A 22,727-nucleotide genomic window follows, 5' to 3' on the forward strand; every position below is an offset into this window, starting at 1 on the left:
ATTGCGCACTTCCATCGTGCCTCAAGCAATTGTGGTATCCACTTTTTTGCAAAGCACTTTAAGATCGGTCAGACTCTCCTCAGAAAACCAAGAGGAATTGCAATGAAGCCTCTCGCCCTTGCCGCGCTTTTCGGCGCCACTCTCATCAGCCTGCCGGCCATGGCGCAGGGCGAGCCGGAATGGCGTCACGCCATGGCGCTCGATATCGCGCCAAAATACGAAGCTGGTTTCACGCATTTCGACTACGTCAATCCCGACGCGCCGAAGGGTGGAACGGTGCGCATGCCGGCGTTGGGCGGGTTCGATACGTTCAACCCGATCCTGCCGCAGGGCGAACCGGCGACCGGACTCGGCCTGGTTTATGAAACGCTGATGACGCCCAGTTCGGACGAAAGCTCGGTGAGTTATGGGCTTCTGGCCGATGCGGTCTCGTATCCGGACGATTTTTCCGCCGTGACGTTCCGCATCGATCCGGATGCGCGCTGGGCCGATGGCGAACAGGTCACCGCCGAAGACGTCCTCTGGAGTTTTGATGCGGTTATGGAGCATTCGCCGATTTACGCCGAATATTATGCGCCGGTGACCGCTGCGCAGGTGACGGGCGAAGGCGAGATCACCTTCACATTCTCGGAAACCGGAAACCGTGAGCTACCCTATATCATGGGGCAGCTGATGGTGATGCCGCAGCATTGGTGGGAGGGCGAAAACGACCGCGGTCAGCAGCGTGATATCGGTTCTTCGACGCTCGAATTGCCGATGGGGTCCGGTCCCTACCAGCTGTCCAGCTTCGATGCCGGGCGTACCGTGACCTACACACGCAACCCCGATTATTGGGGCGCCGACAAGCCCGTCAATGTCGGCTCGTCGAACTTCGACGAATATCGCATCGAGTATTTCCGCGACACGACGGTGATGTTCGAAGCGTTCAAGGCCGACCAGTTCGACTGGTGGACCGAAAATATCGCGCGGCGCTGGGCCACTGGCTATGATTTTCCTGCGGTGCAGGACGGCCGCGTCGTCATGGAAGAATTCGAGAACGGCTACAATGCAAGCGGCGTGATGTGGGGTTTCGTGCCCAATCAGCGGCATGAGAAGTTCCAGGATCCGCGGGTCCGCGAAGCCCTGAACTACGCGCTCGATTTCGAGGAGCTGAACCGCACGCTGTTCTACGAGCAGTATGACCGTATCGATTCATACTTTTTCGGCACCGACCTCGCTGCAGGAGACGGCCCTCCTGAAGGGCTTGAGCTGGAAATCCTGGAGGAGGTCCGCGACCTTATTCCGGCCAGCGTCTTTACCGCGCGGTTCACCAATCCGGTCGGAGGCAGCGACGATGCGTTGCGCGAGAATTTGCGTGAGGCGTTGCGGCTGTTCAACGAAGCCGGCTACACGCTGGACGGATCGCGGCTGGTCGATGCCAATGGCAACCAGTTCGGGTTCGAGATCCTCTCCTATGACAATGTCATCGAGCCGGTGGCGCTGCACTGGGCGGGCAATCTCAATGCGATCGGCGCCAATGTAACGTTCCGGGTGGTCGATACCCCGCAATACACCAATCGCGTGCGCGCTTTCGATTACGATGTGATCTACACCCGCTGGGCGCAATCACTGTCGCCCGGCAACGAGCAGCGGTTCATGTGGGGATCAAGTTCGGCCGAAGAACAGGGCTCGCGCAATTATGCCGGCATTTCCGATCCGGGCGTCGATGCCTTGATCCAGCGGCTGGTATCCGCCCCCGATCGCGAAACGCTTGAGGCGGCGACGCGGGCTTTGGATCGCGTGTTGCTGGCCATGCACAACGTCGTACCCAGCTACACGATCACTTATGCACGGACCGCAAGGTGGGATCGGTTCAGCCACCCAGAGATCCTGCCCGAATTTGCGATCGGGTTCCCCGATGTGTGGTGGTGGGACGAAGACAAGGCCGCCGCGACAGGCGGACAATAAAGGCATGGGCCCGGCAGCGCGCCGGGCCTGCCCAATTCCAGACAGTATGAGATAGATATGGATCAGGACGTCATCGTCATCGGCGCCGGCATCGTCGGCATTTCGACAGCCATTCACCTGACGCGCCGTGGGCGCTCGGTGCTTCTGATCGACAAGAACGAGCCGGGGCGCGAAACCTCATATGGCAATGCCGGAATCATCCAGCGCGAGGGCGTGCGCCCGCACGCGTTTCCGCGCGATCTGGCGACGTTGATGCAGGTGGGTCTGCATCTTTCCACTGCCGCTCGATATGACCCGTTTGCGCTGCCGCGCGTGACCCCTGCCCTGTTGCGCTATTGGTGGGAATCCTCGCCCAGCCATTATTCCCACGTCGTCAAAAGCTACGCGCCCTTGATCGGCATGTCGATCGATGAGCATTCCGACCTGATCGACGCATCCGGCGCGCAGGATCTCGTGGTCAAGAAGGGCTGGTATCTGGCGTTTCGCACCGAAGGCAAACTCAAGGCCGAAGCCGCCAAGGCGAAGAAAGATCTCGAGCTTTACGGCATCAACCACCGCGTGGTGGATGGTGCGGCGATGGCGCAGGAAGAGCCCGACTTCAAGGAAAAGTTGGCTGGCGCCATTCACTGGACAGACCCGTGGACGATCCGCAATCCCGGCGCGCTGGTGACCAAATATTTCGAGTTGTACAAGTCGATGGGCGGACGCTTCCTCGGCGGCGCGGCCAGCGGGCTGGAGCAGACTGGGGATATCTGGTCGGTGGACGTTGGGGGGCAGCGCCATTCCGCCAAGGAGGTCGTCGTAACGCTTGGGCCCTGGGCGCCCGAGGCGCTGGAGCCCTTGGGCTATCGCCTGCCGCTGTTCGTCAAGCGCGGGTACCACATGCATTTTGGCGCCGAGGGCGATGCAAAGCTCAACAACTGGCTGATCGATGCGGAGGTGGGCTATCTCCTCGCGCCCATGGAACAGGGGATCAGGCTGACCACCGGCGCAGAATTTGCGCTGCGCGACGCGGCCCCCACCCCAATCCAGCTCGGTCGGGCCGAAACCGCAGCGCGGGGTCTGTTCCCGCTGGGCGAGCGCCTCGATCCGCAGCCATGGAAGGGCGCGCGACCCTGTACGCCGGACATGATGCCCATCATCGGCCCGGCGCCCAAGCACCGGGGGCTATGGGTTGGTATCGGGCACGCGCATCACGGCTTTACGCTCGGGCCGGCCACGGGGCACCTATTGGCTCAGGCGATGACGGGGGAAAAACCGGTTATCGATATCACTCCATTTGCCATGGAGCGGTTCAAGGGGACGTATCCGCGCTAGATCAGCTCGCCTTGCGCGTGGTCTGGGCGACAGGTAGGGGCGCGAGACGCGAGAGAAGATCGGCTGCGTCGGTTTCCGACAGCGGCCGGGAAAACAGAAAGCCCTGGACTTCGGTGCAGCCATGGGCCCGCACCGCATCGAGCTGGGCTTCGGTCTCGACCCCCTCGGCGGTCGTCGACATGCCGAGGCTCTTGCCCAGGGCGATGACAGCCTTGATAATTTCGAGATTGGCGTCCTGGGACCCGACATCTTCGATGAACGAGCGGTCGATCTTGATCTTGTCGAACGGGAAGGCCCGCAGATAGGACAGCGACGAATAGCCGGTCCCGAAATCGTCCATGGAAATGCGGATGCCCATGGCTCGCAAGGTGTGAAGGGTATCGAGCGCTTGATCGTGGTCGGTAAGCATCACGGATTCGGTAATCTCGAGCTCCAGCCGATCCGCCGATAACCCCGCATCGTCGAGAGCGCGCCGAACGACTTCGATCAGGCGATGGCTCTTGAACTGGACCGGGGAAAGATTGACGGCAATCCTGATATCGGACGGCCAGGCGGCGGCGGCTCGACATGCCTCACGCAACACCCATTCGCCCAAAGGTACAATGAAGCCGATTTCTTCGGCGACAGGGATGAATTCCACCGGCGAGACGACGCCCAGTTCGGAGTGTTCCCAGCGCAAAAGGGCTTCCATGCAGCTGACGCGGCTACTGTCGAGGTCCATAAGCGGCTGATAGACCAGGCTGAATTCGTCGCGTGTGAGGCCGAGCCGCAAGCCGCTCTCAATGGTGCGACGATGTTGCATGGCGGCGTCCATGCCCTTTTCAAAGAAGCGGTAATTGCCACGCCCATCACCCTTAGCGCGATAGAGCGCGAGATCGGCGTTCTTGAGCAAGGTTTCGCTCGACTCCCCGTCATGGGGGGCAACGGCTATTCCGATCGACGTGCCGATGATGACGCGATGCCCCTCGATTTCCATGGGCTGGGAAATGGCGGCGATCAGGCGCTCGGCCAGGGCGGCCGCATCTGTGGGGCTTTTGAGGGGGCCGGCCAGAAGCGCAAATTCGTCGCCCCCCAGACGCGCGGCGCATTCATGGTCGCGCTTGGCATGGTTGATGCGCGCGGCAACTTCGATGAGAACGGCATCGCCGACGGCATGGCCCAACGTGTCGTTGATGATCTTGAAGTGGTCGAGATCGAAACAGAGGACGGCCATCATCTCGCCGCGACGGATGCGAGATTCGCCCATGGCCATTTCTTCGTTGAACAGCGTCCGGTTGGGCAGGTCGGTCAGCGCGTCGTGGCGGGCCAGATGGTGGATGCGGGCTTCGGAGCGGCGTTGCTCGGTGATGTCCTGATGGGTTTCCACCCAACCGCCATCGGGCATGGGTTGGTGGACGACGGAGATGATCTGGCCATTCTCGAACTCGCAAATGTCGACGGCGCGCTTGCCTTCGGTGATGGTCTGTACCCGGCGGTGCAGGAAAGCCATGGGCCCATCGACCGGGCGCATGCCGGCGTCGAAGCGATGATCGAGAATATCGGTGAGCAGCGTTCCGGGGCGCTGAAGTTCGGGCGGTAGATCGTAAAGGGAGGCGTAGTTGGCATTGCAGATGACGAGGCGGTGTTCTGCATCGATCATGCACAGGCCGTGCGCCATATTGTCGACGGCGGCTTCGAACCGCATCGCCTGACGCGCGATCTCGGCCTCGCGCTGGGATAGCGCCGTCAAATGATCGCTGGCGTCGGTTATGTCTTCGTGCGTGACCAGCCAACCGATGCCGGGGCGATTGGAATATGTCGTACGGATGTCGCGGTCACGCAGATTCTGTTCGTATTGCGTGGGCAGTTCGCGCTGGCGTTGGCGCTCGAAGCGGGCCAGCATGGCCTGGTAGAGTTCATCGACGGTGAAGCCGAAGAAATTACCTGCCTCGATGACGGCGTCACAGCACTCGTAAAGACTCATGCCGGCGACGATGGCGCCTGTGGGCAGGCCGAAGGTCCAGGCGTAGCGGGAGTTGAACAGCTCGAGCCGGAGATCCTCGCTCCAGATGCACAGGCCGTATGGCATAGCCTCCAGCGCTGCATCGACCGCGGTGGCATTGGTCATTCCCCTGCTAGCCGTCATATCCCCGTCCCATCCCCACGTCCGAATTGGCGAAGCATGAGGGCAAGTCTTGAACCAACAGTGAATCCGATAGGCAAATTTGCGTATTCACAGCGGAGGGATAATGAGCCGTTAAGGAACTAAAACCGAATTTGAACGTTTGTTTGCCGCCTATTCGGGCAGTGGCTTAATATAAATCAACATGCGCCAGCCTTAAACGGCCGCGCACAGCAAAAAGGGGAGCCGGCGCATGTCTCGCAATACGCTCTATTTACTGATCGGCGCACTTATCGTCGTCGTTATCGGCTTTGCAATTTACGCGTTTCAGCAGGAAACCCAGCCGCAGGGCGTTGAAATCCAGATCAACGAAGAAGGCCTCTCGGTCGAGGGCAACTAGTCCGCGAGGGGTTTCCAGCCCCGCGGCAATTGAATAAAGCTCATGGCGTCCTGGACCTGTTCAGCCGTAGCAATCCGGCCGGGCAGGTCCACATTTCTGCTTGTCGGATGCCTTGACCATGACCGCCGCCTACCCCCCGTCCCTGCCGCAGTACCTCATAGAGCGTTCGGTCAAAATCGCGCTCGAAGAAGATTTGGGCCAGGCGGGCGATATCACCTCGCAGGCCACCATTGCGCCTACGTCCGTGGCGCGGGCGCGCATCAACACGCGCGAGAATGGCGTGGTGTGCGGCCTGGAATTTGCGCAAACGGCGTTTTCGCTGATTGGATCGGGCGTTTCGGTGACGCTCTTGGCCAGTGATGGCGACACCATCTCGGCCGGGGCGGCGTTGGTCGAGATCGCGGGCAACGCGCGCGCCATCCTTGCCGCCGAACGCACGGCGCTGAACTTCATGACGCATCTGAGCGGCATCGCAACGCTGACGCAGCAGTTCGTGGCACGCACGGAAGGCACCGCCGCGCGCATATGCTGCACGCGAAAAACCATTCCAGGGCTTCGGGCGGCGGAGAAATATGCCGTGCGGTGTGGTGGCGGACATAATCACCGCTTTGGGCTCGACGACGCCATTCTCATCAAGGATAACCATATCGCCGTAGCCGGCAGCGTTAGTGCGGCCATAGCTACGGCGCGGGCTTTTGCCGGCCATCTCGTGGCGATCGAGGTGGAGGTCGATACGCTTGCTCAGCTTGAGGAAGCGCTTTCGGCGGGCGCCGATGCGGTCCTTCTCGACAATATGGACGATGTAATGCTGGCCGAAGCCGTGGCTATCACGGGTGGACGCGCCAAGCTGGAAGCTTCGGGGAACGTCACTCTCGACCGTATCCCGACGATCGCTCGGACTGGCGTGGATTACATATCGACGAGTCGCATTACCATGGCAGCGTCCCCTCTCGATTTCGGCCTTGATATCGATATCTCCTGAGGCGCGATCGATACCATCTCGATTACCCGAAAACGATCCAAAGGCAACGGGCGCGCGTATAGATTGCCAAGTGATGATCCGTCATATATAGCGGCGGCATATTCTCGTTGAGCATATGGTTATACCGACATGAATGTCCGCACACTGTGCCTCTCGTTCCTCTATGAACGGAACGCGAGCGGCTATGAGATCCGCAAGCTCTGCACGGAAGCTGAAGGTGCCTACTTCGTAGAAGCCAGCTTCGGCTCAATCTATCCGGCACTTTCGAGGCTCGAGGATGACGGGCTGGTCACAAGTACTGTGGAACATCAGTCTGGCAAGCCCTCCAAGAAGATCTACGCCATAACGGAGATGGGCCGCGCGGCGTTTATCGACGCGCTGCACGAGCCGCTCGGCGAAGATGTCTTTCGCAGTCCTTTTCTACTTTTTGCGCGGTTCGCGCACCTTGTCGATGCCGATCTCGTGCGCATTCGCGTGATGGCGCGGCTTGAGGGAATGGATAAGGAAATCGCGGAGTTACGCCGTATTCAAACCGAAATGGACGAAGGCGTCACACAATCTTCGGATGCCAGCCATGCAAATGACGCATGGGTGCTTAGCTATGGGCTCAGTTGCCTGGAAGTTGCAAGGCGTCATCTTCATACCCACATGAACGAGTTAATTGCCAGCGCGCGTCAAAACCGCGCCACGCAGCAAGCAGCAGAATAGGGGACGCTGTTCATGCGCATACTTAAATCCTTTGGATTGTCTTTCATTATTTTGCTGATTGCCGGCGGTTGGCTGGCGACTGGAACCTTCGTCATGGGCGGCCAGGGGCCGGGCAATGGCGAAACGCCGATTATCGGTCTGATCGAGGGCGAAGAGCATGGCCCGATCGCCACGGCGCTTGGCGACGCAGGTGTTCTCGTCGAGCATTCGCCAGAGACTGTCGAACAGGCCCGGCTGACAGTCGCCGAGCGCATCGCGCAGGCCGCACCATCGGCAACTGGCGGTGTATCGGTCCGGACGCAGAATTTTACAGTCCAGCAGATGCCCCTTGAGGTGACCCTGCGCGGTCGCACGACGGCTGCCGCCAATATCGCGGCGGTTGCCGAGACCTCAGGTGTCGTCGAAACCGTCCATGTCGCGAAGGGCGACCGGGTCGAAACCGGCGACCTGCTCTGCACCCTTGCCCCGGGGACGCGCGCCGCAGCCGTGGCGCAGGCCGAAGCCGGGCTTTTGCAGGCGCAGGCCGGACTTGCCCAGGCACAGCTCGATTTTGACACCAACGCCACTCTGCGCGAGCGTGGTCTGGCGCCTGCCAATACCGCCTCGGCTGTCGAGGTAGCACTTGCAGGCGCACGGGCACAAGTCAGCGCCGCGGAGGCATCACTGGACAATGCCCGCGCCGAGCTCGAGCGCACAAATATCGTCGCCGAAGTCGATGGTCTCGTTCAGGCGCCTATCGCCGTTCGCGGCTCGATGTTGTCTCAGGGCAGCCCTTGCGCGACAATCGTCCAGCTCGATCCCATGCTGTTCACAGGCGCCGTGGCCGAAGCCAATATCGGGATGGCGCGCACCGGCCTCGACGCCACGCTGCGCACGGTCACCGACCAGACGGCGGAAGGCAAAGTCACATATATCGCCGCAACCGCCGACGAGGGGACCCGTTCGTTCCCCGTGGAAATCGAGTTTCCAAACCCCGACTTCGCCATTCGCGATGGGGTGACGGCTCAGGCCGTGGTGCAGATGGGCGCGATGCCGGGACATTTGTTGCCGCAGTCGGTGCTGACGCTCAATGACGAGGGTGTTCTGGGTGTCCGCGCTGTGGAAGACGGCGTCGCGAAATTCCATGAGATCACTATCGTGTCCGATACGCGCGAAGGGGTGTGGGTTGTCGGCCTGCCCTCGTCGGTGGACATCATTACCATCGGCCAAGAATTCGTGGTCGATGGCCAAAGCGTCCAGGCAAGCCAGAGCGCGGGATCGACATCGTCTGAACAAGGCGCTCCCGCATGACAAACTTCATCGAACGCATTCTGAGAATGCCGCGCGTCGTGATGACAATCATGGCGCTGCTTTTGCTTGCGGGCGGCATTTCCTATTCGGCGCTGCCCAAGGAAAGCTTTCCAGCGATCGACGTGCCCTATCTCTACGTCTCGATCAGCCAGACCGGTGTTTCGCCGCGTGACGCGGAGAACCTTCTGGCCAAGCCGGCCGAAGAGGAACTGACGGGGCTGCCGGGCCTCGTTAATATGAATTCCACGTCGACCACCGGGCACGCCTCGGTGTTCCTCGAATTCGATGCCAATGTCGATGTCGACCAGGCGCTGGCGGATACGCGTGCACGCCTCGACGCGATCAGCTCCAAGCTCCCTGACGATGCCAGCGATCCGACCGTTTCCGAAATCGACATGGTCGGCTTCCCGGTCGTGTCGGTCGCGGTTTATGGCGATGTTTCCGAACGCGAACTGGTACGGCGCGCAGAAGAACTGCAGACCGCCATCGAGGGCATCAACGACGTTCGCGAAGTCACACTGTCGGGCTCGCGCGAAGAGGTGGTGGAAGTCACCATCGACCTATTGCGGCTCGAGGCTTACAACCTCACCGCCAGTCAGCTTTTCGATGCGCTTGCGCGCAACAATCTCGTGATCCCTGGCGGCACGATCAACTCCGGACAGGGCGCGTTCAACGTCGAAGTGCCCGGCATGATCCAGAGCGCGCAGGACGTTTTCGAACTGCCGATCAAGACCGATGGCAACACCGTCGTGTCGTTTGGCGATGTGGCGAGCGTCACGCGTACGCTTGAGGATGCGACAGAGTACACCAAGGTCAACGGCTCCCCTGCCCTGATCCTGGGCGTCAGCAAGAATGCCGATACCAACATCATCGGCGTGTCCGAAGAAGTCCGTGCGCTGACTGCCCAAGTGGCCCAGAACTGGCCGGCCGGCGTGGGCTACAGCTTCTTTCTCGATCAGGCGGATACGACGACCAGTCTGTTCCGCTCGCTTGAAGCCGCTGTCGTGACCGCCGTTGCGCTGGTGCTGATCACCTGCGTCGCCGTTCTTGGCGTGCGCGCAGCGTTCATGATCGGCATGTCGATCCCGCTCTCGTTCATGATCGCGTTTCTCTACATGCAGATGACGGGCATGACGATCAACATGATGGTCATGTTCGGCCTCGTGATCGCGGTGGGTGTTCTTGTCGACGACCCCGTGGTGGTTGTCGAATATGCCGAGCGAAAATTGCAGGAGGGCGTTTCCAAGAAGGAAGCGTTCATCCAGGCGATGCGCAAGATGTTTGTGCCCGTGGTGGGCGCCACGGCGACGACGCTGGCGGCCTTCGTGCCACTACTGTTCTGGCCGGGCATCATCGGCAAGTTCATGAGCCATCTGCCCACGATCGTGATCGTGGTGATGTGTGCGTCCTTCATTTCCGCGCTGATCTTCATGCCGGTGATCGGTTCGATCATCGCCTCGACCCATGTCGATCCCAAGCGCAAGGAAGCCGCTGACATCGTCATGTATCCCGAAAAATTCCACCCCAAGAAGGTGCGTGGCATTACGGGCGTCTATGTGCGGATCATGTCGGTCCTGCTGCGCTGGCCAATCCCCACACTGATCGTCGGCTTCGGCATCGTCGGCGGCATCTTCGTGACCTATGCCAACAACCCCACCGGCGTGGAAGCCTTCCCGGCATCCGAGCCTGAGTTTGCGACGGTTGCCGTCGTGGCGCGCGGCAACTACTCGCCCGAAGAAGTCCGCGACATGCTGGTCGAGGTCGAAGACGAACTGATGCAGGTCGTGGGTATCCAGGACATCATCATGCAGTTCGGCACGACTGGCGCCATGGGCACCATGCCGCCGGACACGATCGGCAATTTCCAGCTCCAGCTGGTCAATTTCAACAATCGCGTTCGCGCCGAGGAAATCTTCACCGATATCCGCGAGCGGGTTGCCGACATCTCTGGCCTGCAGGTGCAGGTTCTGGCGACCGAAAGCGGTCCGCCAGCCGGCAAGGACATCAATATGCGCGTCGAAAGCGCCAATTATGATGACCTCGTGCCGACCGTAACCCGCATTCGCGCGTTTCTGGAAAACGAGCTGCCCAACACGACCGACATCGAGGACGGACGGCCATCGCCCGGCATCGACTGGCAGATCACCGTCGACCGTGTGGAGGCAGCGCGTTACGGCATAGGGGTGCGCGAACTCGCCCCCTATGTGCAGCTCGTGACGGGCGGCGTGAACCTTGGCACCTATCGTGACCAGCAAACCGGTGACGAACTCGATATCAAGGTGCGCCTGCCGCAGGAAGAGCGCACGCTCGATGCGCTCGACTCCATGCGGATCGCCACCCAACAGGGCATGGTGCCCGTCTCGAACTTCATCGATCGCACAGCCGTGCCGAAGGTGGCCAATATCGAGCGGCGCAACCAGATCTATATGATGCCGATTGCAGCGAGCCTCACCGGGCTGCCCGAGAACGTCTATCCCGCCCAGCGCGTGCTAGAGTTGCAGGCCTGGCTGGACGAACAGGAATGGCCTGAAGGCGTAACCTTTGCATTCGGTGGCGCCGAAGAGCAGATGGGCGATGCCAATGCCTTTATCGGGCAGGCGTTCGGGGCTGCATTGTTCATGATCTTCCTGATCCTGCTGCTCGAATACAACAGCTTCTATCAGGTGTTCGTGACGCTCTCGACGGTGATGATGTCGGTGGCGGGCGTGCTGTTGGGCATGTTGGCCACGGGCATGAGCTTTTCAGCAATCATGACGGGGCTCGGGGTGGTGGCCTTGGCGGGTATCGTGGTCAAGAACGGTATCGTCCTGATCGATACCTATAACGAGTACAACCGGCACCAAAAGGTCGAACCGGTCACCGCCATGCTGCTGACTACCGCGCAGCGCGTGCGGCCGGTGCTCCTGACGGCGTTCCTCACCGCACTCGGCGTTATCCCCATGTGGGCGAATGTGGAGTTTGACTTCATCCGCCGCGAAATCGTGGTGGGTGGTATCGCAGGGTCGTGGTTTATCCATTTGTCGGCGGCACTGGTCAGCGGCCTGTTCTTTGCCACCGCACTGACCCTGATCATGGTGCCGGTGATGATCACTGCGCCAAGCGTGATCAAGCATCAGGTCGGAAGCATCTTTGGCTGGATCCGTGGCCGCGGCGCGGTCGCACAGCCGGCAGGCTTCGATGGCATGGCTGTCGAAATCCCCGATAGGGCAGACGGCCAGAAGCGGCATGTGGTGACTAAAGAATCCGAACTGGTCGAACACAACCAGAATGGCGTCACCATTCTCTCGCGACGACCAGCCGCGGAATAGCACCTGTCGAGACGATAAAGGCCCCGCAGTGCGGGGCCTTTTTTATTCCGCCGGCTCTTGCGCGGGGCGTCGCGTCACGAACCCCTCCGGATCGTCCTCTGCGGCGCGGAGGCGTTCGCTGGCCTCTGCGGCTTCACGCTGGCGGTTCCACATCTGGGCGTAAAGCCCGTTTTGGGCCAATAGCCCGGCGTGGGTGCCGCGCTCGGCAATCATTCCCTCGCGCAGCACGATGATCTCATCGGCATCGACGACGGTCGAGAGCCTGTGCGCGATAACCAGCGTCGTGCGCCCGCGCGAGACCGTGTCCAGCGCGGACTGGATTTCGCGCTCGGTATGGGTATCGAGTGCCGATGTCGCTTCATCGAGGATCAGGATCGGCGGCGCTTTGAGCAGCGTCCTCGCGATTGCGACGCGCTGCTTTTCGCCACCAGATAGCTTAAGGCCGCGTTCGCCGACCTGCGTGTTATACCCGTTGGGCAGCGTTTCGATGAACGGCCCGATCTGCGCCATCCGGGCAGCGGCCCTTATCTCCTCGTCCGTGGCGTTGGGGCGGCCATAGGCGATGTTGTAGGCGATGGTATCGTTAAACAGCACGGTATCCTGCGGCACCATGCCGATAGCGGCGCGAAGCGAGGACTGCGTGACGTCGCGAATGTCCTGGCCATCGATTGTGACCCGCCCTTCGATTGCGTCATAAAACCGGAAGATCAGGCGCGAAATCGTGGATTTTCCCGCCCCCGATGGGCCAACGACGGCGATTGTCTTCCCCGCTGGCACCGTAAAGCTTACGCCCTTTAAAATGGGGCGGTCGGGGTCGTAGTGGAAGTGGACGTTCTCGAACGCGAGCACAGGGCCATCGAGCTTGAGCGCCCCTGCCCCAGCCTTGTCCTCGATCTCCGGGTCTTGATCGAGCAGTCGGAACATCGCCTCGATATCGGCCAGCCCCTGACGGATTTCGCGATAGACGAAACCGATCTGATTGAGCGGACGATAGATCTGCATCATGAAGGCGTTGAGCAGGACGAAATCACCCACTGTGAGATCGCCGTTCACCACTCCATTTGCCGCCATCAGCGAGAGGGTGACCATGCCGACCCAGAAGATCACCCCCTGCCCGAAATTGAGAAAGCCCAGCGAGGTCCAGATACGGGTGGCGGCGCGCTCATAGCCGGTCATGGCTCGGTCGAACCGATCGGCCTCCAGCGCCTCATTGCCGAAATATTTGACCGTTTCGAAGTTCAGCAGGCTGTCGATCGCCTTGGCGTTTGCATCGGTGTCGCTCTCGTTCATGTCGCGCCGAATGGCGATACGCCAGTTCGAGGCGCGGACAGTGAAGACCATGTAGAGCACCACGATGGCGACGAGGACCAGCACATAGGACAGACCGAACATCCAGCCAAAGATCGCGCCGACGATGATGAATTCCACGAGCGTCGGCGCGGTATTGAGCATGGTGAACCGGACGATGGTCTCGATGCCCTTGGTGCCGCGCTCGATGATGCGGCTGAGCCCGCCCGTCTTGCGCTGCAGGTGGAAACGCAGGGACAGGCGGTGAATATGCGTGAACGTCCGAAACGCCAATTGCCGGACAGCGTGTTGACCGACACGCGCGAACAACACGTCGCGCAGTTGCTGGAAGCCGGTGTCGATGATCTGGCCGAGTCCGTAGGCGAGCACGAGAATGATCGGGACTGAAAGCCCGAGGATCAACCCGGCCTGCGGACCGGTGAGGCTCAGGCTGTCGATGATGCCCTTATAGGCGAATGGCACGAGCGTACTGGCCACCTTGGCCAGCAACAGCGCACCGATGGCCCAGACCACACGCCGCCGGAGATCGGGACGGTCGGCGGGCCACATATAGACCCAGAGATTGCGGATAGTGTTCAGTATGGCGCTGTCGTCGGCGCTGACGGAATCTTTCGGCGCCTTGGCCATGAAAATACCTTTGGGTTGATGAGCCGGGCGAATGCCCCGCCTGTCAGGATGCGGGCTGGAGGCCGCGATCGCACGCCGAGGCCGACGGGCCGAGTTTGCCCAGATATGCACCCACTGCCGCGTTGAATTGATCGAGCCTGTCGGTTCGCACGCGGTAATTGTTGCGCGTGCCCTGCGCCTGACGCTCGATGACACCGGCGTCGAGCAAAACCTTGAGATGCTGGGATACCGTGCTCTGGGCCAGTGACAGGCAGTCGGTTACGTCATTGCAGCAGCAGTTTTCCGAACGCGTCGAGACGATGCGCAGGATTTCAAGGCGCACCGGGTGGCCCAAGGCCCTCATCATCGCGGCGATATCGTCTTCGTGCATGGTGGCTGCTTCCATCGTCACAAAACGATAAAGAAAAGCCGCGCCGGTGGCAAGACCGGCGCGGCGGGGCTGTTCAGTGGCTCACCCTTCGGCGGCTTCGTCCTCACCAACGACGGTATTGGTGCCCGGCAGGTCGAAGACCTGGCCGGGATAGATGAGGTCGGGATCGCGGATCTGGTCGGTATTGGCCTCAAAGATCTGCGTGTAGCGCATGCCGGCACCATAGACGCGTCGCGCAATCGTCCACAGATTGTCGCCCTGCCGGATAATGGCCAGCCCGGACGTCGTGCGACCGTCCTCGGTCACGCCCACAAGGGTGGGTATGTCCGTTTGGTCGGTACCGCCCGGTGCGGCGGGAGTCGCGTCGTCCTCCGACGGCGTTTCGCTTGCAGCATCCGGCGCGACTGGTTGGGACGGAGCCGCATCCGGTGCGTCCGGTTGACCCAGCGCCGGAGTGGGCGTGTCGGCTTCCGACGCGGCGGCGGTGGCCATGGGTTCTGCGGGTTCGGCCCCTTCGGATTCGGATGTCACGTCAGGCGCCGGCGTACCCACATTCGCTGCCTCGGGCTCAGCGGCGTCGACGGGTGATGGCGTGGTCGGTGTTTCTGGCTGTGGCTCCTCAAGGGGTGTCGAGGGCGTCGGCGCGCCGGGCTCGACCGCGGGTTCGTCCGTCGTGGGCGACTGGGACCCGGAACCGGCATCCTCGGCCACAACGATCGGGGCTTCATTCACCGTATCGGGCACGTCCATGACGAAGTTGACTTCGGAGCGTCCTACGACGTTTCCAGCGGCATCGAGCATGTCGATCCGCACGCGTTGGGCCGCGCCGGTGAGGACGTTAATGGCTTCGACCAGCCAACGGCCATCGGCCACTTCGGTACTACCGACAAGCCGGTTTTCGACGTAAAGCCGCACCGTCATCCCGTCCTCGCCCGCTCCGGCAAAGAAGTTGCGGTCGCCATCGATTTCGACGGCGTCGATTGTCGGCGCCGTGGCGGGCAATGCTGCCGGTTCAGCCGCATCGGGCACCGAGGCGACAGTGGTGGGCATATCAGCGGACGGCGCTTCGGTTGCGGTTTCGGCAGGAGTCGCAAGGTCGGGTTGCAAAGCCGGGCTGTCGCTCTCAGCTGCAGTCTCGTTTGTTATCCCGGCAGCATCATCAGTTTGGTCTGCTACAGCCGTCTCGATAGGGTTGCCAGCGGCCTCGGTTTCATCCGGTGTCGCGGCGTCATCGTCTCCGGGTACTTCGGTCTGGGCGATGGCGATCGTCGTTTCGGACGGCTGGCTTTCGCGCTCAGCGGTTTCGCCCTGATCGTTGCCAGCATCTGCATCGCTTTCGGCGTCTGCCACGACCAGCGGCTCCGCGCTCTGCAGGCCCTGAAGAATTTCGCTGGCTTGACCCGGCGCAGACGCAATGACGAGCGGTTCGCCTTCGCGATCGTCCTGAACCACCACGATGATCGAGGATTCGGCGAAATCTTGGGTTTCGACGTCGAGCACGCGCAGTTCAACACCGCCCGATGGCAAGGGTTCGTCGGTTACGAACACCCAGTCACCGGCCACGCCCGCTGTTTCGCTACCGATTTCCTGATCGTCTGCGTAGAGCACGATTTCGCCCGATGGCGTGGCACTACCTGCGATAACGGCGGACCCATCGGGTTCCACACGCACCACATCCAGCGAGGGCAGATCGGTCGCGTCTGCAATGCTTGCTTCGGGTTCCGCGTCAGTATCGGGAGCCACATCCTGCGCGATGGGTTCGGCAGGCTGCTCAGGCTCGGCGCCATCAGCCACTTGCGTCGGCGCGTCGGTGCTGTCGGTCTCAGGTGCCTCGACAGGCTGCTCGGCCTCCACGTCCTCGGCGGGTGCTTCCGGTTCCGCTTCGACGACAGGCGCATCTGCAGGCTCGGCGGCATCGTCTGCGACGGCGATCTCGGACGCGTCCGCGTCTTCGCTCTCTTGCGTTGCTGCGGTCTGTTCGGTGGCCGGCTCATCGCCGGGCACCACCGCACCGTCGAAGAACGTCTCGTTCATGCAGATGGGAAAGTCACCACGCTGCACACAGTTGAGTGTGCCGGGCCCGGCAATCACCCCGACGACGATGATACCCGTCACCGCGGCGGCGCCGACGGCGAGAACGAGAGGAGAAAGGGGTCCGGCCAGAGGAGCCTCCACGTGTTGCCCGGCCGCCGCATCGGCCTTGATTTATGATTCGCGACTGATCTTCAGTCGTTCCAAACTAGTTCATTTCGCTGACTTGAGAAAACAACGAACTTAAATCCGCGCTTTGCTGCAGTCGCTCTAACTCGACGTGGCCGTCTTCATCAACTTGTAGGTGAACGACTCATACAGAGCCTCGAAGGAAGCATCAACGATATTGGGCGAAACACCCACAGTGAACCACCGTTCACCGGTGGAATCGCGGCTTTCTATCAGCACACGGGTGACCGCGCCCGTGCCGCCGTCGAGGATTCTCACCTTGAAGTCGACGAGTTCGAGATCGTCTATACGATCGGAATACTTGCCCAAGTCTTTGCGCATCGCCAGATCGAGCGCGTTGATCGGGCCATTACCTTCGGCCACCGACATCAAGACTTCACCATCGACGTCAATCTTGACTACAGCCTCGCATATGGTGACCAATTCGCCTTTGGCGTTGTGCCGCCGCTCGATGGCGGCCCGATAGCCCGTGACCTCGAAGAATTTGGGCAGCGTGCCCAAAAGCTTGTGCGCCATAAGATAGAACGAGGCTTCCGCGCCATCATAGGAATAGCCGCGCGCCTCACGCTCCTTGACCTGCCGCAGCATCTTGTCGAGCCGCGGATCGTCCTTGGCCAGCTCGATCCCAAAGCGCTTGAGCGAACTCAAGAGATTCGACTTCCCCGCCTGCTGGCTGACCATGATGGCGCGCTCATTGCCCACCACTTCGGGCAGGACGTGCTCATATGTAGACGGATCCTTGGCAATCGCCGACGCGTGGATGCCCGCCTTTGTCGCAAACGCCGACGCCCCGACATAGGGCGCCTGTCGATTTGGCGCCCGATTGAGCATTTCATCGAACGCCCGCGACACATGGGTCAGCGTTTCCAATTGTTCGGGTCCGACGCCCGTCTCGAACCGCTCGGCGAATACCGGCTTTAAGACCAGCGTCGGGATCAGCGTCACAAGGTTTGCGTTGCCGCAACGCTCACCCAAACCGTTGAGCGTGCCCTGAATCTGGCGCACGCCGGCGCGCACAGCAGCCAGCGAATTGGCCACCGCCTGCCCCGTATCGTCATGGGCGTGGATGCCCAACCTGTCGCCCGGCGCGACGGTCAAGACGTCCGCGACGATCTCCTCGACCTCCGAAGGCATGGTTCCGCCATTGGTGTCGCACAGCACCACCCAGCGCGCCCCAGCGTCGCGCGCAGTCTTGACGCATTCCAGGGCGTAGGTTCGGTTGGCCTTATAGCCATCGAAAAAATGCTCGCAATCGACGAGGGCTTCCTTGCCCCCGGCAATCGCCGCCGCCACACTTTCGGCGAGGCTTTTGAGGTTTTCCTTGGTCGAAATCCCCAGCGCCAGCTTGACCTGATGGTCCCAGGCCTTGGAGACGTAGCAGATCGCATCGGCGCGCGAATTGACCAGATCGGCGATACCGGGATCATTGTCCACCGACCGCCCTGCTCGCTTGGTCATGCCGAAGGCAACGAAGCGGGCCGCTTTCGTGCGTTTTTCCGAAAAGAACTCGGTGTCGACCACATTCGCGCCGGGATAGCCCCCTTCGACATAATCGATGCCAATCGCCTCGAGCATGCGGGAAATGGCGATCTTGTCCTCGAGCGAAAATTCAACGCCCGTCGTCTGGGCGCCGTCGCGGAGGGTGGTGTCGAAAAGATAGAGGCGTTCTTTGGTCATGAGCGGAAACTTGAACCGATTTGGAGTTCTGGGTCAGCCGGGCGCGTGGCACACGGCTTCGATATTGTGGCCGTCGAGGTCGAAGACGAAGGCGCCGTAATAATTGGGGTGATAGATTTGGCGAAGGCCGGGCGCGCCGTTGTCGCGTCCGCCAACCTCGAGCGCCTTGGCATAAAACGCATCGACATCGGCACGGCTCTTCGCAGCAAAGGCGATATGGAGCCTTCCCGTGCTTCGCCCACCAGCGTTTATCCAGAACTCGGGTTTGCCGTCACCGTACCCCGCAAGCATGCCCGCGGGTGTGGGAAATTCCTGCATGCGACGATACCCAAGCGTTGCAAGCACGCTGTCGTAGAACGCCCGCGACTTGTCATAGTCCGCAACGCTTAGTCCGAAATGGTCGATCATGGTCAATGCTCCTCAGGGCCAACTGTCCGTATCGTGGTCGGGATGCTGGTTAGATACCGGCACGCCTTCGATCCGTTCGTCGCGCAGGGTATGGACCGTGGGGAACCACGCCATACGCGCCTCGACCCCACTCTGGTGGGTCGGTGCGAAGCGTTCGGGATGATCGAGCGTTGCGAGCGCGATATCGATGGACCCGCTATTGTGACGCCGAAAGGTCAATGGCGTACCGCACTGGTTGCAAAAGCCGCGCGACGCGTGCTTCGAACTTTGAAACTCGGCAATCTGGCCGCGCGTCCAGTGCAGCGCCGCTACGGGCACCGAGGCCCATGTCACGGCCGGCGCGCCATGGGCTTTCTGGCACATGCGGCAATGGCAAAGCTCGGGATCGTCGAACGGCCCTTCGGACTGATACCGCACCGCCCCGCACTGGCAGCCACCGCTCAGCGTATCGCCATGGCTGGTCACCGTCTGCCTCCCTTCGGCCAGTACTTGGTGTCATGGTCGGGGTGCTGATAGGACACCATTTCGGCATAGGCCCTCTCGGCCTCGGGGGTATCGAACATAGGCCTCGCCGGCACCTCGGCAAGCGTGGGCACTGCCGGGTGGATATGGTCGGACGCCAGCGCCACGGTGAAGGTCAGCATGTCGGGCTGATCAAAACACCCGGCATTGATGGCCGTATAGCCCGGCTCCCAGACAAAGGTCATCGGCGTTCCGCAGTCTCGGCAAAACCCACGTGTCGCAACGGATGAGCTTTGGAAGGCCGCCGTCGCTCCGCGCGTCCATTCGAGATCGCCATCATCGACCCCGATCGCCGCGCCGAACAATCCGCCCGTCGCCTTCTGGCACATGCGGCAATGGCAAATCGAGCCCTCCAACCTGTCGCCGGTTATGCGGAACCGTATGGCTCCGCATTGGCATCCGCCGGTCCTGACTGTCTCGCCGCTCATGCCTGCCTCGGCGACGCGTGCCAGTCACCCGTATCGTGATCTGGGTGCTGGTGGCTGCTGGCTTTGATCGCCGCGGCCCATTCTTCGCCAGCGGTTTCTGTCGCCCCGCCATCCTCGATGGCCGTAATGGTCTCGAACCATGCGACCTTGCCCTCGGTGCCCGTATTGGCGCCCGGTGGAAAATCGCCGGGGTTGTCGAGCGAACCGATCATGAGATTGGTGCGGCCATTGTTGACGTCGTGGTAGAACAGCGGCGTGCCGCAATTGGCGCAGAACCCGCGCTCGACATGTTCCGAACTGCGCCAGATGGCCGGCTTGCCTCGCGTCCAGACGAGCGTGTCGTCAGGCGCCGCCACAAGCCCCGCAAAGATAGATCCCGACGCCTTCTGGCACATGCGGCAGTGGCAGAGATGCGAATTATCGAGCATTTGCGTCGTGTGATAACGCACCGCGCCGCACTGGCAGCCGCCGCTGACCTCTTTGTCGATCCGGTTCATATTTCCTCCTCCTTGGGCGGCCAGGCCTCCGTGTCGTGATCGGGGTGCTGGTTGGAATGGATCCCAGCCATGAAGTCCCGCCACTCATCGGTTGTGCCCCGAGCCGGAAGCGCGGTAAGCCCATCGAAAAAGCCGACCTTGTCAGAGAGGTTCACCTGGATTTCAGGCGGCACCTTTTCCGGCTCGTCGAACGCACCGATCGCCAATTCCAGCCCGAACTTGGTCTCATAGGCCAGTGGCGTCCCGCAATCGCCGCAAAAGGCACGCCGCGCCGCGTCGGAAGACTGAAACCATTTGGGTTCGCCGCGCGTCCAATGCCCGTCATGAGTGGTGACCAGCGGCCCGAAGAAACTCCCGAACGCTTTCTGACACATGCGGCAATGGCAAATGGATCCCCGCCCCACCAGCTTGGTCGCAAACCGGACGGCGCCGCACTGGCAACCGCCTGTGAGTTGATCAGCCATCCTTACGCTCCTCGAGCCTGTGCCAGACGGTATCGAGCACATCATCACGATTTGAGATCAGTTGGTCGTTGCGCACGCGGAGAACGGCAAACCCCTTGCCTGCCAACCACTCGTCGCGCGCCGCATCCTGGCCATTGTCCGCATGCTGGCTGCCATCGAGCTCGATGATCAACCGCCCGGCGTAGCAAACGAAATCCGCAATGTACGGCCCAATGGGCACCTGCCGCCGAAACTTGTATGCGGCCAGCCGCCGATCCTTGAGAACACCCCACATCGCCCTCTCGATCTCTGTCGGGTTCTTCCGCATCGATTTGGCAAAGCCGCGATTTCTCCGCGGCGTTTCATGTCGCCAATCTGCACCGGCTGGCTTGAGCGGCGCCGCGCACCCCTCATCCGACCTCTCGCTTAGCGAAAGCCCACCTTCTCCCTCAAGGGGAGAAGGGACACTCGCAGCAACGTCGGTCGATATAATTTCCCCTGCCTCGGCAGACTGCGCCCCAGCGCCAACCAAAATAGCCTCCCTCTCCCCTTGAGGGAGAGGGGCCGGGGGTGAGGGGTGCGCTGAGGTGGCTGCTGTATCCAGTGGCTGACGGGTCTTCACCGCTTGCGCTCCCACCGTGTGTTCTTCGCCCCGGTCTCCGGATCCTTGTAATCCAGAAGCGCGACGCCGGCGTCTGCAAGCTCTGCCCGCAGCGCGTCGGCCTTGGCGAAATCCTTATTGGAGAGCGCTATAAGCCGTGCTGCGACTTTCGCAGCGATGGCGCTTTCGTCATCGCCGGAGCTTTTCAGCAGTCCATCCACGGAAAATCCGAAAAACGCGAGCGTCGCCGCAAGGCAATGGGCTGCGGAAACCTCACCGCGATTGGCCTTGCGGGCCATCGCGTCCAACACAGTCGAGGCGCGCGAGAAGTTCAGATCGTCGGCCAGTTCGGCGAGCGTGGACGCATCCGGCGCGGTGCCCTCTTCGATCTGCGCCGCACGCTGCCAGCCGACGAGCTTGGCCTCCGCCTCCTCCAAACGCGCCACCGAAAAATCGATCGGCTCGCGATAATGGGTCATCAGCATGGCCAGCCGCAGCACCTCGCCCGGCCATGTCCGACCGCCGAATTTTTCCGTTTCCAGCAGATCGTGGATGGTGACGAAATTGCCCTCCGACTTGCTCATCTTGCGGCCTTCGACCTGCAGATAGCCGTTGTGCATCCAATATTTCGCCATGACATCGGTGCCGTGCGCGCAGCGTGACTGGGCGATTTCGTTTTCGTGGTGGGGGAAGATCAGATCGAGCCCGCCGCCATGGATGTCGAAGGTCTCGCCCAAAAAAGCCTCGCTCATCGCCGAGCACTCGATGTGCCATCCCGGCCGGCCACGCCCCCACGGGCTATCCCAGCCGGGCTCCTCGTCCGATGACGCCTTCCACAAAACGAAATCGGCCGGATTTTCCTTCTGACTATCAACCGCGACGCGCGCGCCTGCGATATTGTCTTCGAGATTGCGGCCCGAAAGCTGGCCGTAATCGGCCATCGACGCCACCCGAAACAGCACCTCCCCGCCCGCGTCATAGGCATGGCCCTTGGCGATCAGGCGTTCGATGATGGTGATCATCCCGCCGATATGCTCAGTGGCGCGCGGCTCGACCGAGGGCGGCAGGCAGCCGAGCGCGGCGACGTCGGTAGCGAACTGGGTCGCCGTCGTCTCGGTCACCCGGCGGATGGCGTCGTTGAGCGGCAGGTTGGGAAAGTCGCGTAAGGCCCGCGCGTTGATCTTGTCGTCCACGTCGGTGATGTTGCGCACATAGGTGACGTGATCGTCGCCATAGACATGGCGCAACAGCCTGAACAGCACGTCGAACACGATGACCGGGCGCGCATTGCCGATATGGGCAAAATCATAGACCGTCGGCCCGCACACATACATGCGCACATTGGCCGCATCGATCGGCACGAAATCTTCTTTTTGCCGGGTGAGCGTATTGGTGAGCTTCAGGCTCGGCGTCGACATGGATGCGCAGTCCCCAAACGTAAGCGATCACGCTGGCAGCGGGTCCAATCCTGATGTCCGGGATAAAGAAAACCGCGCCGCCAACGAAGGTCAGCGGATAATGGTGCAGCCGATAATGCAAATCGGGTTGGCGGTTTTCATGGCGGCACAATGGA

At 61.3% G+C, this 22,727-nt stretch carries 19 protein-coding genes; 7 read left to right on the forward strand and 12 right to left on the reverse strand.

Annotated elements, in window-relative coordinates; translation table 11 throughout:
• Positions 1-102: 102 nt before the first annotated feature.
• Complete coding sequence (locus BLR31_RS04305) at positions 103-1,947, forward strand: extracellular solute-binding protein (RefSeq protein WP_090592405.1); 1,845 nt, start codon at positions 103-105, stop codon at positions 1,945-1,947.
• A 57-nt stretch (positions 1,948-2,004) separates the two neighbouring features.
• Positions 2,005-3,264 (forward strand): NAD(P)/FAD-dependent oxidoreductase, encoded by a 1,260-nt coding sequence (locus tag BLR31_RS04310; protein WP_090592409.1) that lies wholly within the window; start codon positions 2,005-2,007, stop codon positions 3,262-3,264.
• 1 nt (position 3,265) lies between these two features.
• Here BLR31_RS04310 and BLR31_RS04315 read toward each other — a convergent pair whose 3' ends face one another.
• A complete protein-coding gene (locus BLR31_RS04315) occupies positions 3,266-5,389 on the reverse strand; it encodes a putative bifunctional diguanylate cyclase/phosphodiesterase (protein WP_090592413.1) in 2,124 nt (707 codons plus the stop codon).
• Positions 5,390-5,618: 229 nt separating this feature from the next.
• Between BLR31_RS04315 and BLR31_RS21555 the strand changes: the two genes are divergently transcribed.
• The 5 genes from BLR31_RS21555 to BLR31_RS04340 all read left to right on the forward strand — a co-directional run bounded on the left by BLR31_RS21555 (position 5,619) and on the right by BLR31_RS04340 (position 12,053).
• On the forward strand, positions 5,619-5,765 hold the full coding sequence (locus BLR31_RS21555; protein WP_090592417.1) for a hypothetical protein: 147 nt from the start codon (positions 5,619-5,621) through the stop codon (positions 5,763-5,765).
• A 118-nt stretch (positions 5,766-5,883) separates the two neighbouring features.
• Positions 5,884-6,747, forward strand: a complete 864-nt coding sequence (nadC, locus tag BLR31_RS04325) for a carboxylating nicotinate-nucleotide diphosphorylase (RefSeq protein ID WP_090592421.1) — start codon at positions 5,884-5,886, stop codon at positions 6,745-6,747.
• A 129-nt stretch (positions 6,748-6,876) separates the two neighbouring features.
• Entirely contained in the window at positions 6,877-7,455 is a 579-nt protein-coding gene (locus BLR31_RS04330) for a PadR family transcriptional regulator (protein WP_090592425.1), read from the forward strand.
• A 12-nt stretch (positions 7,456-7,467) separates the two neighbouring features.
• Positions 7,468-8,745 (forward strand): efflux RND transporter periplasmic adaptor subunit, encoded by a 1,278-nt coding sequence (locus tag BLR31_RS04335; RefSeq protein WP_090592429.1) that lies wholly within the window; start codon positions 7,468-7,470, stop codon positions 8,743-8,745.
• On the forward strand, positions 8,742-12,053 hold the full coding sequence (locus BLR31_RS04340; protein WP_090592433.1) for an efflux RND transporter permease subunit: 3,312 nt from the start codon (positions 8,742-8,744) through the stop codon (positions 12,051-12,053). Before BLR31_RS04335 ends, BLR31_RS04340 begins: the two co-directional genes overlap by 4 nt.
• Positions 12,054-12,095: 42 nt before the next feature.
• On the opposite strand, the gene BLR31_RS04345 is transcribed toward BLR31_RS04340, so the two are convergent.
• The 11 genes from BLR31_RS04345 to cysS all read right to left on the reverse strand — a co-directional run bounded on the left by BLR31_RS04345 (position 12,096) and on the right by cysS (position 22,572).
• A complete protein-coding gene (locus tag BLR31_RS04345; RefSeq protein ID WP_090592437.1) occupies positions 12,096-13,988 on the reverse strand; it encodes an ABCB family ABC transporter ATP-binding protein/permease in 1,893 nt (630 codons plus the stop codon).
• A gap of 43 nt (positions 13,989-14,031) precedes the next feature.
• Positions 14,032-14,358 (reverse strand): ArsR/SmtB family transcription factor, encoded by a 327-nt coding sequence (locus BLR31_RS04350; protein WP_244504942.1) that lies wholly within the window; start codon positions 14,356-14,358, stop codon positions 14,032-14,034.
• A gap of 81 nt (positions 14,359-14,439) precedes the next feature.
• Positions 14,440-16,533 carry a LysM peptidoglycan-binding domain-containing protein gene (locus BLR31_RS22170; RefSeq protein WP_143009306.1) on the reverse strand — a complete coding sequence of 698 codons (2,094 nt, stop codon included), beginning with the start codon at positions 16,531-16,533 and terminating at the stop codon, positions 14,440-14,442.
• Positions 16,534-16,659: 126 nt separating this feature from the next.
• Positions 16,660-18,255 (reverse strand): citramalate synthase, encoded by a 1,596-nt coding sequence (cimA, locus tag BLR31_RS04360; RefSeq protein ID WP_090592445.1) that lies wholly within the window; start codon positions 18,253-18,255, stop codon positions 16,660-16,662.
• 33 nt (positions 18,256-18,288) lie between these two features.
• A complete protein-coding gene (locus BLR31_RS04365) occupies positions 18,289-18,663 on the reverse strand; it encodes a VOC family protein (protein ID WP_090592449.1) in 375 nt (124 codons plus the stop codon).
• Between the two features lie 12 nt (positions 18,664-18,675).
• Positions 18,676-19,128, reverse strand: coding sequence for a GFA family protein (locus BLR31_RS04370; protein WP_244504943.1), 453 nt, complete (start codon positions 19,126-19,128; stop codon positions 18,676-18,678).
• Positions 19,125-19,613, reverse strand: coding sequence for a GFA family protein (locus tag BLR31_RS04375; protein ID WP_090592457.1), 489 nt, complete (start codon positions 19,611-19,613; stop codon positions 19,125-19,127). The genes BLR31_RS04370 and BLR31_RS04375 overlap by 4 nt, the downstream gene beginning before the upstream one ends.
• Positions 19,610-20,110, reverse strand: a complete 501-nt coding sequence (locus BLR31_RS04380) for a GFA family protein (protein ID WP_090592460.1) — start codon at positions 20,108-20,110, stop codon at positions 19,610-19,612. The genes BLR31_RS04375 and BLR31_RS04380 overlap by 4 nt, the downstream gene beginning before the upstream one ends.
• Positions 20,107-20,574 carry a GFA family protein gene (locus tag BLR31_RS04385; protein WP_090592464.1) on the reverse strand — a complete coding sequence of 156 codons (468 nt, stop codon included), beginning with the start codon at positions 20,572-20,574 and terminating at the stop codon, positions 20,107-20,109. Before BLR31_RS04385 ends, BLR31_RS04380 begins: the two co-directional genes overlap by 4 nt.
• A complete protein-coding gene (locus BLR31_RS22175; RefSeq protein WP_342027578.1) occupies positions 20,567-21,190 on the reverse strand; it encodes an endonuclease domain-containing protein in 624 nt (207 codons plus the stop codon). Before BLR31_RS22175 ends, BLR31_RS04385 begins: the two co-directional genes overlap by 8 nt.
• Positions 21,172-22,572: a cysteine--tRNA ligase gene (gene cysS / locus BLR31_RS04395; protein ID WP_090592471.1), complete on the reverse strand. Its 1,401-nt coding sequence runs from the start codon at positions 22,570-22,572 to the stop codon at positions 21,172-21,174. The genes BLR31_RS22175 and cysS overlap by 19 nt, the downstream gene beginning before the upstream one ends.
• Between the last annotated feature and the right edge of the window lie 155 nt (positions 22,573-22,727).

Origin of the sequence: Pelagibacterium luteolum, from assembly GCF_900100665.1 — a bacterium.
In the GTDB taxonomy this organism is placed as follows: domain Bacteria; phylum Pseudomonadota; class Alphaproteobacteria; order Rhizobiales; family Devosiaceae; genus Pelagibacterium; species Pelagibacterium luteolum.